Source organism: Streptomyces sp. NPDC088910 (genome assembly GCF_044749865.1).
Taxonomy (GTDB): domain Bacteria; phylum Actinomycetota; class Actinomycetes; order Streptomycetales; family Streptomycetaceae; genus Actinacidiphila.
Genome location: NZ_JBIVIV010000010.1, coordinates 27,533 through 41,763, shown reverse-complemented (window position 1 = coordinate 41,763; position 14,231 = coordinate 27,533). Strand labels below are relative to the sequence as shown.

Below are 14,231 nucleotides of genomic sequence, written 5' to 3'. Positions count from 1 at the left end.
GTCAGTCAGCTCACGATTCCGGTCATGACGCCGACGGGTACGGCGATGAAGCCGGCCGTCAGCACCAGTGCGAGTGCGTTCGCGGTGGCCTTGAGCACCCGGTCACGGGTGGCACTGCCCGCGCCGAGGGTCTGGGCGGCGCTCCAGAAGCCGTGCCTGATGTGCAGGCCGAGGGCGAGCATCGCCACGATGTAGATGACGTTGTTCCACCAGTCGTGGAAGGCGGCCACGACGTTCTGGTACGGGTGGCCGGGCACGAAGCCGCGCTGCACGGTGCCGGTGGTCAGGTCGAGGATGTGCCAGACGATGAACAGCAGCAGGATCACGCCGCCCCAGCGCATGGTGCGGGTGGCGTAGCTGGCGCGCGGTCGCGGATGGGCGTAGGCGACCGGCCGGGCGCGCCGGTCGAGGCGGCTGAGCTGGTACGCGCACACGCCGTGCAGCACGACGGCGGCGACCAGCACGACGCGGATGATCCACAGCGCCCACTCGTAGTGCAGGAACGGCTCGCCGATGGTGCGCAGCCAGTGCGCGTACTCGTTGAAGCTGCCGGACCCGAAGAAGATCTTGAGGTTGCCGAACATGTGGACGACCAGGTACAGCAGCATGATCAGGCCGCTCACCGCCATGATCGTCTTCTTGCCGACGGTCGAGCCCCAGACCGTGCGCGCCATCGACGGACGTCGGTCCGTCCGCGTTGCCAGTGCCATGTCCACAGACGTTACGGTCACCGGAGTCGAGTGGTCCAAGACATGATCCGGCTCGTGTCCATAGCCTGAGCCTATCGCCGGGCTATCGTGGGACCCATGCAGTTCCAGCAGCTCGCGTACTTCGTGGCCGTCGCCGACGCCCGGCACTTCACCCGCGCCGCCGAGCGGGTGCATGTCTCGCAGCCGTCGCTGTCCCAGCAGATCCGCGCGCTGGAGACGGAGCTGGGCGCGCCCCTGTTCAGCCGGGCGCGCGGCAACATCGCGCTCACCGACGCCGGGGAGGCGCTGCTGCCGCTGGCCCGGCGGATCCTCGCCGACGCCGAAACCGCCCGCCACGAGGTGCTGGAGCTGGCTCAGCTGCGGCGCGGCCGGGTCCGGCTCGGCGCCACCCCGAGCCTGTGCACCGGCCTGCTCCCCGACGTGCTGCGCGTCTTCCACGACCGGCACCCCGGGGTGCGGCTGCTGATCGAGGAGAGCGGGTCGCACGATCTCGTACGGGAGCTGGCGCGCGGCGGTCTCGACCTGGCGCTGGTGGTGCTGCCGCTGCCGAACCCGTCGCCCGCCCTGACCACCGTCGAGCTCTTCCAGGAGGATCTGGTCGTCATCTCCTCCGCCGCGGCCGAGCCGCCGCGCTCACCGGTCAGGATCGCCGACCTCGAAGGCCGCCCGATGGTGATGTTCCGGCACGGCTACGACCTGCGCGACCTGACCCTCGCCGCCTGCCGCTCCGCGGGCTTCGAGCCCTACCTCACTGTCGAGGGCGGCGAGATGGACGCCGTGCTCGGCTTCGTGCGGGCCGGGCTCGGTCTGGGCGTCGTCCCCAGCATGGTCGCCGCCCGCGCGGGTCACGACCTGCGGGTCACACCGCTGGCCCGGCCGGGGCTGCGCCGCACCATCGCCCTGGCCCACCGCAGTGACGTGGCTCCGCCACGGGCCGCCCGGGTCCTCCAGGAAGTCCTTCTGACCGCGGCCCACCGGGAGACCTGAAGCCGCGCGGGAGACCTCAGTCCAGCGGGACGGCCGCCAGGGTCAGCGGGCCGCCCCCGCTGCCGGCGTTGAGGGTGCCCGCGGGCTCCAGCAGGAGGATGGCGGTCTCCTCGTCGGCGCGGGGGCAGTGCTCGACGCCCTCGGGGACGACGTACAGCTCACCGGGGCCGAGGACGACGTCGCCGTCGCGGAGCTGGAGGGTGAGACGGCCGCTGACGACCAGGAACAGCTCGTCGGTGTCCTCGGGGACGGCCGTCGGAACCGCTGCCCAGGTCCGCTGCCCGGGTCGCCGTCAGTGCGTCCTGATCGCCGGGTCGCTCACGCCGGGGCGGCCCGTCTCGACGTGTCCCGCGAAGCGCCGCAGGAACGCGGCGTCGTGGTCGGCGACCACCGTGAGGTCGTACCAGCGCTTGCCCGCGCGGACGTCGACCGAGTGCGTCTCGCGGCGCCCGGCGCGGACCACGTACGTGTGGTGGCGGCCGTCGTAGGAGTTGGTGACCGTGAGCCGGACGTCGCGGCGGCCGGAGTTGCTCATGGTCAGCTCCACCCTTTCGCTCGCGGCGTCGTGACGGGCCGTCACCTCCGCGCCGGATGTGGCGACCGCGCCGCGGAAGGCGCGCAGGAAGCCGTTGGGGCCGTGCACGGTGAGGTCGTAGCCGCCGCCGGTCGCGGCCGTCTCCCAGGCGCCGGAGAGCTTCTTGCCCGCCTCGGTGGTGTACGTCCACGGGCCGTCGGCGCGGTCCGCGGCGGTGACGTGGAAGCAGACGCCTGCGGCGACACCGCCGCCGAAGGTGAGGGTGACCAGGCCGGTGGACGGCGTGACGGCCGCGTCGACCAGCGGCGCGTACGGCAGCGGGCGGGTCGGCCGGGCGCCGCGCTCCTGCGTGGGCACGGCCTGGCGGGCGGGCGGCACCGGGACGTAGCTGTCGTGCCGGTCGCCGTCCGGCGGCCGGTAGCCGTCGGTGCCGGGCAGGTGCGGGGGCCGGTCCCGCGTGAGCTTGAAGTCGAAGGCGGAGGTCAGATCGCCGCAGACGGTACGCCGCCAGGGCGAGATGTTGGGCTCGTGCACGCCGAAGCGGCGCTCCATGAAGCGGATGATCGAGGTGTGGTCGAAGACCTCGGAGCAGACGTAGCCGCCGGTGCTCCAGGGCGAGACCACCAGCATCGGGACGCGCTGGCCGAGCCCGTACGCGCCGGCCGCGTAGGTGCCGTTGCCCGGGAAGATCTCACCCCGCGTGCTGACGGTGGAGGCGCCGCCGTCCGCGGTGAGCGGGGCGAAGGGCGGGACGACGTGGTCGAAGTACCCGTCGTTCTCGTCGTAGGTGATGAACAGCGCGGTCCTGCTCCACACCTCGGGGTTGGAGGTGAGCGCGTCGAGAACCTGCGAGATGTACCAGGCGCCGTAGTTCGCGGGCCAGTTGGGGTGCTCCGAGAACGCCTCGGGCGCGGCGATCCAGGAGATCTGCGGCAGCCTGCCCGCCGTGACGTCGGCCTTGAGCACGTCGAAGAAGCCGTCGCCCGCCTTGGCGTCGGTTCCGGTGCGGGCCTTCTCGTAGAGCGCGTCGCCGGGCTTGGCGTTGCGGTAATTGTCGAAGTAGAGCAGGGAGTTGTCCCCGTAGTTGCCGCGGTAGGCGTCCGGGATCCAGCCCCAGGAGTGGTCCCCGTCCAAACCGTCGCCGATGTCCTGGTAGACCTTCCAGGAGATCTTCGCCTTCTCCAGCCGCTCCGGGTAGGTCGTCCAGTCGTACCCGGCCTCGGAGTTGTCGAGCACGGGGCCGTTGCCCCTGCCGTCGTTGCCCGTGTATCCCGACCACATGTAGTAGCGGTTGGGGTCGGTGCCGCCGGTGAACGAGCAGTGGTACGCGTCGCAGACGGTGAAGGCGTCGGCGAGCGCGTAGTGGAACGGGATGTCGCCGCGCGTCAGGTGCGCCATCGTGCCGGTGCCCTTGGCGGGGATCCACTGGTCGTACTTGCCGTCGTTGACGGCCGCGTGGCTGCCGATCCACTCGTGGTTGAGGCCCTCGATGAACTGGAGGCCGAGGTCGTCCACGTCCGGGTGGAAGGGCAGCACCTCCTTGTCGCCGTCCGGCTGGTGGAACACCGACTTGCCGTTGGGCAGGGACACCGGGCGCGGGTCGCCGAAGCCGCGGACCCCCTTCATCGCGCCGAAGTAGTGGTCGAAGGACCGGTTCTCCTGCATCAGGACGACGATGTGGTCGATGTCCTTGAGGGTGCCGGTCCTGCGGCTGGCCGGGATCGCGGCGGCGCGGGCGATGCTGCTGGACAGGGCGGTGAAGCCCGCGGTGGCACCGGCTATCTGGAGGAACCGCCGCCGGTTGAGTTCAGACATGGATCCGAGGACCTCTTCGCGGTAGGGGGATGCGCGCAGTGCAGGGTCCTCCCACAGCAGCGACCACAGGCGACCTGCCGGTGTCCGGCGCGTGACAGCGGGCGGTACGCGTCACGAACAGGCCCGGCGCACACGGCCGTTCGCTCGACGGGGGGGGGCGGGTTCTCGCCGCGCCCGGCGGGTCACAGGATTCCGCCGCGTGTGCGACAGGCGGCGTTCAACTGGCCGTCGCCGACGGGCGGGAGCCTTCGGAGGTTCGTGTCGCGAGACCCCGCACCGCACCAAGGAGCAACGATGGTCGCACAGATGGAGACACCGGGTCCGTCAGGAGACCGCCTCAGCCGCCGTACGGCCGTCGGCCTGCTCGGCACCGCGGGTGTCGGCGCGGTCGCGGCGCCGCTGCTGACCGCGGGCCCCGCGTCCGCCGCCGCGCCGTCCCCGTCCGGCACACCCGCGAGCGCCGCCCCCGCCTTCCACCCCACGCCCGACGCGAGCGGCGCGTCCCCGGTGCAGGGGCTGCACCTCACCTTCGGCAAGGACCCCGGCAGCCAGATGGTGGTGTCCTGGCTGACCGACGGCCCGGTCAAGCGCCCGCGGGTGCGGTACGGCACGATCAGCCACGGTCTGGGATCGGTCGCCTCGGCGCGGACCCGCTCCTACAGCGACGGCAAGTCCGGCCGGGTCGTGTACGTGCACCACGCCGCGATCGACCGGCTCTCGCCCGGCACCGAGTACCTGTACCTGGTGTCGCACGACGGCGCCGCGCCGGACAGCGGCACCTTCAGGACCGCGCCGCGCGGCCGTCAGCCGCTGACCTTCACCAGCTTCGGCGACCAGTCGGCGCCGCAGGTCACCTGGACCAGCACCGGCGCGGTGGGCCTCGACGCCAACTCCACGCCCGCCACCAAGGACATCGTCACCGGCATCGAGCAGGTCGCGCCGCTGTTCCACCTGCTCAACGGCGACCTGTGCTACGCGAATCTGGACGTCGACCGGGTCCGCACCTGGAACAACTTCTTCACCAACAACAGCCGTTCGGCGCGCTTCCGGCCGTGGATGCCCGCCGCGGGCAACCACGAGATCGAGTCCGCGAACGGCCCGCTCGGCCTCGGCGCGTACCAGACGTACTTCCAGCTCCCGTCGACCGAGAGCGACCGCGAACTGGCCAACCTCTGGTACGCGTTCACCGCCGGCTCGGTGCGGGTGATCGTGCTCCAGAACGACGACAACTGCCTCCAGGACGGCGGCGACGTCTACATCAACGGCTACTCCGGCGGCCGTCAACTCGCCTTCCTGGAGAAGGAGTTGCGGACGGCGCGCGCCGACCGCGAGATCGACTGGGTGGTCGTCGCCATGCACCAGGTGATGGTCAGCTCGACGGACGCCAACGGCGCCGACCTGGGCCTGCGCGAGAAGTACGGGCCGCTGTTCGACCGCTACGGCGTCGACCTGGTGGTCTGCGGCCACGAGCACAACTACGAGCGGTCGCTGGCCGTTCGCGGTGTGGTCGGCGGCAGCGAGACGCTGACGCCGAACCCGGTGTCGCACGCCACCGACGACATCGACACCGGTCTCGGCACCGTGCACATGGTGCTCGGCGGCGGCGGGGTCTCGGGCACGACCAACCAGTCGTTCTTCAAGGACGGCACCGGCAAGGTCATCACCGCGGTCTCCTCGACGCCCGGCTCCAACGGCAAGCGGACGGCCACGTACGTGCGGGAGCAGGCGGTCTGGGCGGGCGTGCGCGATGTCGACCACCCCTACGGCTTCGCGGCGTTCACCGTCGATCCGGGCCGTCACGCGGGCGACACCACGCGGATGCACGTCACGTACTACAACGTGAACAAGCCGAACGGCGAGCTGTCGGTCTTCGAGACGTTCACGCTGCACCGCAAGCGGTCGGACGGCGGCCGGCACTGAGGTCGCGCGCTGTTCCCGGGCGGCCGGGCGCGTGCCCGGCCGCCCCCACGATCACTGTTGACCAATAGCAGTCCACTGCATACCTTTGCGGGCACGAGAGAAGGGACGGTGCCCGCAGGTGCCCATCGAAACCGGCTTGGAGACCTCGGCGGTACGCGTAGCGCACCTCGGTTACGGACTCGGCGGCGCACCCGCGGTCGTGGCGGTCCTGCCCGACGGAAGGGCCCCGCGGCGCGTGCAGTTGCTCGGCGCCGACGGCGGCTCGCTGCACGAGCTGGAACCCGGCCCGCTGGAGTCCGTGCCCGGCTGGCACGGCGGTCCCTTCGCCCGGGTGCCGCTGCCCACCGGCCTCGCGCCCGGCCGGTACGCGGTCCGCCTGGTCGACGGCCGCGGCCGTACCTGTGTCTCGGACGACTTCGAGGTGGCCGCCGACCGGCTCCAGCGGCAGACGATGTCCGACGTGCTGGCGTACTTCAAGGCGATGCGCTCCAGCGGCGAGATCGACCGCAAGGACCGGCGCGCCGCGCTGTGGGGCGACGACAGCGGCCGGGAGGTCGACGCGCGCGGCGGCTGGCTCGACGCGAGCGGCGACACCAGCAAATTCCTCAGCCACCTCACGTACACCCGCACCATGAGTCCGCAGCAGATCCCGCTGTGCGCGTGGGCCATGATGGCCGCGCGGGACGCGGTCGCCGAGCGACACCCGCTGCTGGTCCGCTCGTTGAGCGCGCGGCTGCGCGACGAGGCGCTGTGGGGCGCCGACTTCCTGGTCCGCTTCCGCTCCCCCGAGGGCTACTTCTACACCGGAATCTTCGACGCGCTCACCAAGCGGCTCGAAGAACGCGTGGTGACGGCGCCGCTCCCGGAGTGCGTGCGCACCGACCGCTACCAGGCCGCGTACCGGCACGGCGGCGGCCTGGCCATCGCGGCCCTCGCCCGCGCCTCGACCCTGGACGACCACGGCGACTTCACCGGACCCGAGTACCTGGCGGCGGCCGTCGAGGGCTTCACGCACCTCGAGGCGCACAACACCGAATACGTCGTCGGCGGGGCCGAGACGGTCCTCGACGACTACACGGCGCTGCTGGCCGCCTGCGAGCTGGTCGCGGCGGGCGGCGGTACGGTCCCGGCCGCGGCGCGGGACGCGGCCCGGCTGCGCGTACGGTCCCTGCTGGCGCGGTACGTACGGCCCGCGCACGGCCCCGGCTGGTTCGGAGCGGACGCCGAGGGGCGACCGTTCTTCCACGCCGCCGAGGCCGGGCTGCCCGCGCTCGCCCTCGCCCGCTTCGCCGCCGTGCTGCCGGACGCGCCCGAGGCCGGGGCCGCGAGCGCGCTCGCCCTGGAGGCCGTGCTCGACACCGTGGCCAGGACCCGTTCGGTGCCTAATCCCTTCGGCTATCCCCGGCAGCGCGTGCAGCCCGCGGGGGGCACACCGCGCGACGCCTTCTTCTTCCCGCACGACAACGAGACCGGCTACTGGTGGCAGGGCGAGAACGCCACCATCGCCTCGCTGGCCGCCGCCGCGAACACCTGCGCCGACCTGCCCGGCACGGCGCAGGCCGACCGCGACCTGCTGCTCGGCTTCGCCGACGACCAGCTCGCCTGGATCACCGGCCGCAACCCCTTCGACGTCTCGATGCTGCACGGCCGCGGCCGTCACAATGTCGACTACGAGTCGGACTTCCCCAACATCCCCGGCGGCATCGTCAACGGCATCACCTCCGGCTGGACCGACGAGGACGACATCGCCTTCCTTCCCGCCGACGCCCCCGAGGACGAGGTCTGGCGCTGGGCCGAGCAGTGGATCCCGCACACCGGCTGGTTCCTGCTGGCGGTGGCGTCGGCCCGCTGAGGAAACGGCCGGGGCGGCGGTGTCCGGACCGGCGCGGCGGCCTCGCGGGAAGCCTCGCGGAACCCCGCGTCAGACCGCCGACGCTCCCGGCCGCTCGGGCGGCGCGTCCGGGAGCGTCACCGTGAAAGAGGTGTCGCCCGGCTCGCTGGTGAGGGTGACCGTGCCGCCGTGGGCCGCGGCGACCGCCGTGACGATGGCCAGGCCCAGACCGGCGCCGTGGCCGGCGGCGGGGTCGGCGCGCCGGTCGTCGGCGCGGTGGTGGTCGGCGCGGGCGAAGCGTTCGAAGACGGTGCGCTGGATGGCGGGCGGGACACCGCCGCCGTTGTCCGCGACGGTGAGGACGGTCGCGGCGCCGTCGTGGCGCAGCCGTACGGTGACGCGGGTCCCCTCGCGGGTGTGCACACGGGCGTTGGTCAGCAGATTCCCGGTGATCTGCTGGAGCCGGGCGGCGTCGCCGGCGACGGTGACCGGTTCGGCGGGCAGGTCCAGCAGCCAGCGGTGGCCGGGGCCCGCGGCCCTGGCGTCGTCGACCGCGTCGAGGACGAGGCGCGTCAGGTCGACCGGCTCACGGGCCAGCGGGCGGCCCGCGTCGAGCCGGGCGAGCAGCAGCAGGTCGTCGACCATGCCGCCCATCCGCGCGGACTCCGCCGCGATCCGGTCCAGTGCCCGCGTCACACCGGGCGGCACCGGGCCGGGGTGCCGCTGCGCCAGCTCCGCGTGGCCGCGGATCGCGGCGACCGGGGTGCGCAGTTCGTGGCTGGCGTCGGCGGCGAAGCGCCGCAGCCGTTCCTCGCTGGCGTGCCGGGTGGTCAGCGCGCCCTCGACATGTCCGAGCATGCGGTTGAAGGCCGCGCCGACCTGCCCGACCTCGGTCCCGGGGTCGGTGTCGGGCACCCGGTCGGGCAGCGCCACCTCTCCGCTGTCCAGCGGCAGCGCGGTCACCGAGGCGGCGGTCGCGGCCACCCGGCGCAGCGGTCGCAGCGACCAGCGCACCCAGAAGGCGCCCGCGGCCCCCGCCACGACCAGCGCGCCGCCGAAGACGGCCGCCTCCACCGCGATCAGCCGCGTCTCGGCATCCTCGATGCCCTGCCGGGGCAGCCCGGTGATCAGGACGTCCCCGTCGTCGCCCGCCACCGCTTTGACCTGGTAGTCGCCGAGCGAGGACAGATCGACCCGGTGGCAGTGGCCGTCGACGGGGACCGCCGCGAGGGCGGTCCGGTCGTCGGGGGTCAGCCGTACCGTGGTGTCCGTGCCCGCGCGGACCACGGCGGCGGCCGTGACCCGGCCTTTGAGCAGCCGCGCCCCGAAAGTGCCGCGCGCCTGGCGGCGGGTGTCCACATGGACGTTGTCCGCGTCCGGCTCCCCCGCGCCGTGCGCGTGTTCCAGGCTGGCGGGGAACGCGCCCCCGGCCTCCGAGAGCTGCTGGTCGAGCCGTTCGCCGAGGAAGGACCGCAGTGCGACGACCGCCGCGATGCCCACGGCGGCGCAGCTCAGCGCGAGCAGCACCACGAGGCCGCAGGTGAGCCGGGCGCGCAGCGTGCGCGGTACGAGGACCCGCGACGCGAGAGCGAGCGGCGTGGAGCGACGGCCGGTGCGCGGCGACGGCCGCCTCACCACGGCGGCGCCTTCAGCAGGTAGCCCGCGCCGCGCACCGTGTGGATCATCGGCTCGCGCCCGCTGTCGATCTTGCGGCGCAGGTAGCTGATGTACAGCTCGACCACATGCGCCTGGCCGCCGAAGTCGTACGACCACACGCGGTCGAGGATCTGCGCCTTGCTCAGCACCCGGCGCGGATTGCGCATCAGGTACCGCAGCAGCTCGAACTCGGTCGGGGACAGCTCGACGACCGCCCCGCCGCGCGTCACCTCCCGCGCGTCCTCGTCCATGACGAGATCGCCGACGGTGAGGACGGCCGCGTCGCCGCGCGCCCTGGTCATGCCCGCCCGGCGCAGCAGTCCGCGCAGCCTGGCCAGCAGTTCCTCCAGGCTGAACGGCTTGGTGACGTAGTCGTCGCCGCCCGCCGTGATGCCCGCGATGCGGTCCTCGACGGAGTCGCGCGCGGTGAGGAACAGCACGCACACCTCGGGCTGGCTCGCGCGGAGTTGGCGCAGTACGGACAGGCCGTCGCCGTCGGGAAGCATCACGTCGAGCACGACCGCGTCGGGACGGAAGGCCCGCGCCTCGGCGACCGCGGAGGCGACGTCACCGGCGGTGCGCACCTGCCAGCCCTCGTAGGCGAGGACACCGGACAGCACTTCGGCGAGGTCGGGTTCGTCGTCCACGACGAGGACCCGGACCGGGGAGCCGTCCGGGTGGGCGAGGGGGTGCGGTGCCGCGCTGTCTGTGATGTCCATGGTCCTTCCAGCATCGCCCGGCGGGCGGTCGCGCGGCGAGGGCGGGCGCCTCTGCGTTCCCTGTGAGTCCTGTGGGTCGTGGGGGTCGTATGAGTCCTGTCGCCGATCGGTGAGCGAGCCGCCCGCCCGGCGCCGTCACCACGGGTCCCGCGGGCCGCCGTGAGCCTCTGGATCACCTGTGAGTCCGCGGCCGGGGCGCCGATTCAGAGCTGGCTCAGAGGTTCCGCCCGCACAGTGGCAAGCGTACGACCAGGAAGGGAACCACCGTGAGCGGCACAACATGAGCGGCACCCACAGCCCCCGCACCACCGCGCGGCACGCGGTGACGTATCCCGGCAGGCGGTCACCGGCCGTCGTGGTGCTGGCCCTGGGCTGGGCGGGCGCGGCGGCGGTGATCGCGCTGTGGTGGCAGGACACGTCGTCGGTCGTCGGCCCCGCGGGCTGGCTGATCGGCGCGGGCCGGATCGCCGGGCTGCTGACCGGTTACTGCTGCGCGCTGCTGGTCGGCCTGATGGCCCGGATTCCCGCACTTGAGCAGGGGGTGGGCAGCGACCGGGTGGCGCGCTGGCACGCGATGGCCGGGCGTTACACCGTCTGCCTGCTGATCGCGCACATCACGCTGATCCTGTGGGGTTACGCGGCGCAGGCGCACGCCTCGGTGCTCGGCGAGACATGGACGGTGGTGTTCACCTATCCGGACATGCTCAAGGGCACGATCGGCGGTCTGCTCCTGCTGGTCGTCGGCGCGGTGTCGGTACGCGCGGTACGCCGCAAGGTCCGCTACGAGACCTGGTACTACCTGCACCTCCTGACGTATCTGGCGATCTTCCTGGCCTTCTGGCACCAGCTCGCGCTCGGCGCGGACTTCGCGGGCGGCACGGTCGCGCGCGGGCTCTGGTACGCGCTGTACCTCGGTGTCGCGGCGGCGGCGCTCTGGTACCGGGTGCTGGTGCCGCAGCGGCTGAATCTGCGGCACCGGCTGCGGGTGGCGTCGGTGGTACGGGAGGCGCCGGGGGTGGTGTCGGTGCTCATACGCGGCCGGCGGCTGCCCGAACTGGCGGCGCGGCCGGGGCAGTTCCTGCGCTGGCGGTTCCTGACGCCCGGCCTGTGGTGGACGGCCAGCCCGTACTCGCTGTCCGCCGCGCCGCGTCCCGACCTGCTGCGGATCACCGTGAAGGCGGTGGGCGAGCACAGTACGGCGCTGGCCGGACTGCGGCCCGGCACCCGCATCTGGGCCGAGGGACCGTACGGCGCGCTGACCGCGGAGCGCAGGACCCGGCAGAAGGTGCTGCTGCTCGCGGGCGGGGTCGGGGTGACCCCGTTGCGGGCGCTGTTCGAGTCGCTGCCCGCGGGGCCCGGCGACCTGACGCTGGTCTACCGGGCGCGCACCGAGGCCGATCTGGCGCTGCGCGGCGAACTGGAGCGGATCGCCGCCGTGCGCGGCGCCCGTCTGCACTTCGCGGTCAACGCGCCCGACGGCCGGCGGCCCGTCCTCAGCGCGGACACCCTGCGCGCCACGCTGCCGGACATCGCGCGGCACGACGTGTTCCTGTGCGGGCCGCCCGGAATGGCGCGGGCGTCGTACGAGGCGCTGCGCGCGGCGGGTGTCCCGGCCCGCCACATCCATCACGAGTCCTTCGAACTGTGAGCCATGCCGTGAGCCATGTCGTGAACCATGCCGTGAGCCGTGCCGTGAGCCAGATGGTGAACCGAGGTGAGAGCCGTCCATGAGCGCCTTTCCCGCCCGCCCTTTGCGGCGCGTCCTGTTGAGCACCCTGGCCACCGTCGCCGGCGTGGTGCTGCTGCTGACCCTCAAGCCGCACACGACGGCGAGCGCGGGTGACGTGGCCGCGGGCTCCGCGGCCCCCGCACCGGCGCCGTCCGCGACGTCGGGGACGTCCGGCTCCTCCAACGGCCCGTCCAGCGGTTCCTCCAACGGCTCGTCCAGCGGTTCCTCCAATGGCTCGTCCAACGGCTCGTCCTCGAAGGGGACTTCGGGCACCAGGACGGTCGACGGCGACACCGCGCAGACCCGCTACGGTCCCGTCCAGCTCCGGCTCACCCTCACCGGCGGCAGGATCACCGCGGTGAAGGCCGTCCAGTTGCCCAACGACAACCCCAGGGACGGTGAGATCTCCGGTTTCGCGATCCCGCAGCTCACCCAGGAGACGCTGGCCGCGCAGAGCGCGAAGATCGACACCGTGTCCGGGGCGACGTACACCAGCGAGGGGTATGTGCGGTCGCTCCAGAGCGCGTTGGACAAGGCGGGGGTCTGACCGTGTCCGACACGCGGGCCCGGCCGCGCCGGGTGGAACACACGATGGGCACGGTCTTCTCCTTCGACGTGCGGGGCGGCGGCGACCGCGTGGCGGCGGCGCTGCACGCGGCGGCGGCCTGGCTGCACCATGTCGACGAGGTCTTCTCCACCTACCGCCCCGACAGCCAGATCAGCCGGCTCGCCGCCGGCACGCTCACGCTGTCGGCCTGCTCCCCCGACGTGCGGGAGGTGCTGGCGCTGTGCGAGACGGCCGGACGGCTCAGTCACGGCTGGTTCAGTACCGGGTACGCGGGCGGCTTCGACCCGACCGGGCTGGTGAAGGGGTGGGCGGTGGAGCGGGCCGTCGCCATGCTGGCCTCCGCGGGCGCCGACGCGGTGTGCCTCAACGGCGGGGGCGACGTACAGGTGTACGGCGGCCCCTGGCGGATCGGTGTCGCCGACCCGCTGCGGCCGGGCGCGCTGGTCCGCGTGGTGCACACCGACGGCGAACTGGCCGTCGCCACCTCGGGTCCCGCCGAGCGCGGCTGCCACATCCTGGACCCCTTCACCCATCAGCCGCCCGCCCCCGCGCTCGCCTCCCTCACCGTGGTCTGCCGCGGCCTGACCGACGCGGACGCCCGCGCCACCGCCGGCTACGCGATGGGTCCCGCCCGCGCCCGCCGCTGGCTCGAATCCCTCCCCGACACCGAGGGCTTCGCGGTCGCGGCGGACGGCGCCACATGGCAGACCGCCGGTTACGGCGTGACCACCGCCGCCCACACACCCTGAACCCCCGCTGTGTGGGCCGCGCCCATGCCCGGCCGCCGGATCGGCCCCTATCCTGCTCGGGCCGTACGGGACGGCGCGAGCGGATCGCGGGAGCGCGCATGCGGGAATTCGAGGATGTCGGCGTCGAGGTGCCGGGCGGACGGCTGGCGGTACGGCGCTGGCCGGGCACTGCGGGCGGCCCTGTGGTGCTGGCGCTGCACGGGATCGCCAGCAACGGCCTGGCCTGGGCGCAGGTCGCCGAAGCGCTCGACGGGGTCGAGATCCTGGCGCCCGACCTGCGCGGGCGCGGGCTCAGCCGGGAGGTGGCGGGCGCCTGTTCGATGGCCCGGCACGCCGACGACATGCTCGCGGTGCTCGACCGCTTCGGCGTCGAACGGGCGGTGCTGGCCGGGCACTCCATGGGCGGCTACGCGGCGTGCGTCGCCGCGCGCCGCGATCCGGGGCGCTATTGCGAACTGGTTCTGGTCGACGGCGGCTTGGGCTTCCCCGTACCCGCGGGCGTGGACATCGACGCGGTGCTGCACGCCGTGGTCGGACCCGCGATGCGCAAGCTGGAGATGGAGTTCGCCGACCGGGCCGCTTACCACGCCTTCTGGGCGGAGCACCCGGCGTTCAGCACGCTCGGCGGGCCGCTGCTCGCCGCGTATCTCGACCGCGATCTCACCGGCGAGGCACCGCACTTGAGGTCGGCCTGCCGGGCGGACGCGATCCGCGAGGACGCGGCGGACGAGCTGCGCAACCCGGACGTCTTCGCCGCGATCCACGAAATCACCGTCCCCACGCGGCTGTTGTGGGCCGAGCGGGGGCTGTCGGACGAGCCGACCGGGCTGTACGCGCCCGAGGTGATCGCGGCGAGCGGCCTGGTGGCGGAGGGGATCGCCCTGCACTTCGTCCCAGGCGTCAACCACTACTCGGTGCTGCTCGGCGAGCCCGGCGCCCGCCTGGTGGCCGGGCACCTGACGGACGCGGTACGGCGCACGGCGGCAGCGGCCCGGAGCTGATCCTCCGGGCC

At 73.1% G+C, this 14,231-nt stretch carries 12 protein-coding genes; 7 read left to right on the top strand and 5 right to left on the bottom strand.

Translation table 11 applies throughout. From position 1 onward, the window contains the following. Positions 1-5 precede the first annotated feature (5 nt). A complete protein-coding gene (locus ACIP4Z_RS22655; RefSeq protein ID WP_355346013.1) occupies positions 6-710 on the bottom strand; it encodes a succinate dehydrogenase cytochrome b subunit in 705 nt (234 codons plus the stop codon). A gap of 96 nt (positions 711-806) precedes the next feature. Here ACIP4Z_RS22655 and ACIP4Z_RS22650 point away from each other — a divergent pair, with 96 nt between their 5' ends. After that, positions 807-1,697 carry a LysR substrate-binding domain-containing protein gene (locus tag ACIP4Z_RS22650; protein WP_355346010.1) on the top strand — a complete coding sequence of 297 codons (891 nt, stop codon included), beginning with the start codon at positions 807-809 and terminating at the stop codon, positions 1,695-1,697. 16 nt (positions 1,698-1,713) lie between these two features. Here the strand turns inward: ACIP4Z_RS22650 and ACIP4Z_RS22645 are convergent, their stop codons facing one another. Further along, entirely contained in the window at positions 1,714-1,926 is a 213-nt protein-coding gene (locus tag ACIP4Z_RS22645; RefSeq protein ID WP_401311283.1) for a cupin domain-containing protein, read from the bottom strand. Positions 1,927-1,989: 63 nt separating this feature from the next. Further along, a complete protein-coding gene (locus ACIP4Z_RS22640; protein ID WP_355346007.1) occupies positions 1,990-4,047 on the bottom strand; it encodes a phosphocholine-specific phospholipase C in 2,058 nt (685 codons plus the stop codon). A 294-nt stretch (positions 4,048-4,341) separates the two neighbouring features. Between ACIP4Z_RS22640 and ACIP4Z_RS22635 the strand changes: the two genes are divergently transcribed. Together ACIP4Z_RS22635 and ACIP4Z_RS22630 are read left to right on the top strand one after the other, a co-directional pair. Then, positions 4,342-5,967 (top strand): purple acid phosphatase family protein, encoded by a 1,626-nt coding sequence (locus ACIP4Z_RS22635; RefSeq protein WP_401310797.1) that lies wholly within the window; start codon positions 4,342-4,344, stop codon positions 5,965-5,967. A gap of 118 nt (positions 5,968-6,085) precedes the next feature. Further along, a complete protein-coding gene (locus ACIP4Z_RS22630; protein WP_401310794.1) occupies positions 6,086-7,819 on the top strand; it encodes a glycoside hydrolase family 9 protein in 1,734 nt (577 codons plus the stop codon). A gap of 69 nt (positions 7,820-7,888) precedes the next feature. Here ACIP4Z_RS22630 and ACIP4Z_RS22625 read toward each other — a convergent pair whose 3' ends face one another. Continuing rightward, entirely contained in the window at positions 7,889-9,355 is a 1,467-nt protein-coding gene (locus tag ACIP4Z_RS22625) for a sensor histidine kinase (RefSeq protein WP_401311280.1), read from the bottom strand. Positions 9,356-9,429: 74 nt separating this feature from the next. Continuing rightward, on the bottom strand, positions 9,430-10,173 hold the full coding sequence (locus ACIP4Z_RS22620; RefSeq protein ID WP_391045547.1) for a response regulator: 744 nt from the start codon (positions 10,171-10,173) through the stop codon (positions 9,430-9,432). Between the two features lie 280 nt (positions 10,174-10,453). On the opposite strand from ACIP4Z_RS22620, the gene ACIP4Z_RS22615 reads away from it, so the two are divergent. The 4 genes from ACIP4Z_RS22615 to ACIP4Z_RS22600 all read left to right on the top strand — a co-directional run bounded on the left by ACIP4Z_RS22615 (position 10,454) and on the right by ACIP4Z_RS22600 (position 14,220). Next, positions 10,454-11,821, top strand: coding sequence for a ferredoxin reductase family protein (locus ACIP4Z_RS22615; protein ID WP_355345995.1), 1,368 nt, complete (start codon positions 10,454-10,456; stop codon positions 11,819-11,821). Positions 11,822-11,900: 79 nt separating this feature from the next. Continuing rightward, on the top strand, positions 11,901-12,449 hold the full coding sequence (locus ACIP4Z_RS22610; protein WP_401310789.1) for an FMN-binding protein: 549 nt from the start codon (positions 11,901-11,903) through the stop codon (positions 12,447-12,449). Positions 12,450-12,493: 44 nt separating this feature from the next. Further along, on the top strand, positions 12,494-13,219 hold the full coding sequence (locus ACIP4Z_RS22605; RefSeq protein ID WP_391045656.1) for an FAD:protein FMN transferase: 726 nt from the start codon (positions 12,494-12,496) through the stop codon (positions 13,217-13,219). Between the two features lie 98 nt (positions 13,220-13,317). After that, the gene (locus ACIP4Z_RS22600) at positions 13,318-14,220 is read left to right on the top strand and encodes an alpha/beta fold hydrolase (RefSeq protein WP_401310786.1); all 903 of its coding nucleotides are present in this window, start codon (positions 13,318-13,320) and stop codon (positions 14,218-14,220) included. Positions 14,221-14,231: the final 11 nt, after the last annotated feature.

Bases quoted from the DNA above. Each gene is read 5' to 3' on its own strand.
- ACIP4Z_RS22655 (WP_355346013.1), bottom strand. From the start codon at position 710: ATGGCACTGGCAACGCGGACGGACCGACGTCCGTCGATGGCGCGCACG.
- ACIP4Z_RS22650 (WP_355346010.1), top strand. From the start codon at position 807: ATGCAGTTCCAGCAGCTCGCGTACTTCGTGGCCGTCGCCGACGCCCGG.
- ACIP4Z_RS22640 (WP_355346007.1), bottom strand. From the start codon at position 4,047: ATGTCTGAACTCAACCGGCGGCGGTTCCTCCAGATAGCCGGTGCCACC.
- ACIP4Z_RS22635 (WP_401310797.1), top strand. From the start codon at position 4,342: ATGGTCGCACAGATGGAGACACCGGGTCCGTCAGGAGACCGCCTCAGC.
- ACIP4Z_RS22620 (WP_391045547.1), bottom strand. From the start codon at position 10,173: ATGGACATCACAGACAGCGCGGCACCGCACCCCCTCGCCCACCCGGAC.
- ACIP4Z_RS22615 (WP_355345995.1), top strand. From the start codon at position 10,454: ATGAGCGGCACCCACAGCCCCCGCACCACCGCGCGGCACGCGGTGACG.
- ACIP4Z_RS22610 (WP_401310789.1), top strand. From the start codon at position 11,901: ATGAGCGCCTTTCCCGCCCGCCCTTTGCGGCGCGTCCTGTTGAGCACC.
- ACIP4Z_RS22605 (WP_391045656.1), top strand. From the start codon at position 12,494: ATGGGCACGGTCTTCTCCTTCGACGTGCGGGGCGGCGGCGACCGCGTG.
- ACIP4Z_RS22600 (WP_401310786.1), top strand. From the start codon at position 13,318: ATGCGGGAATTCGAGGATGTCGGCGTCGAGGTGCCGGGCGGACGGCTG.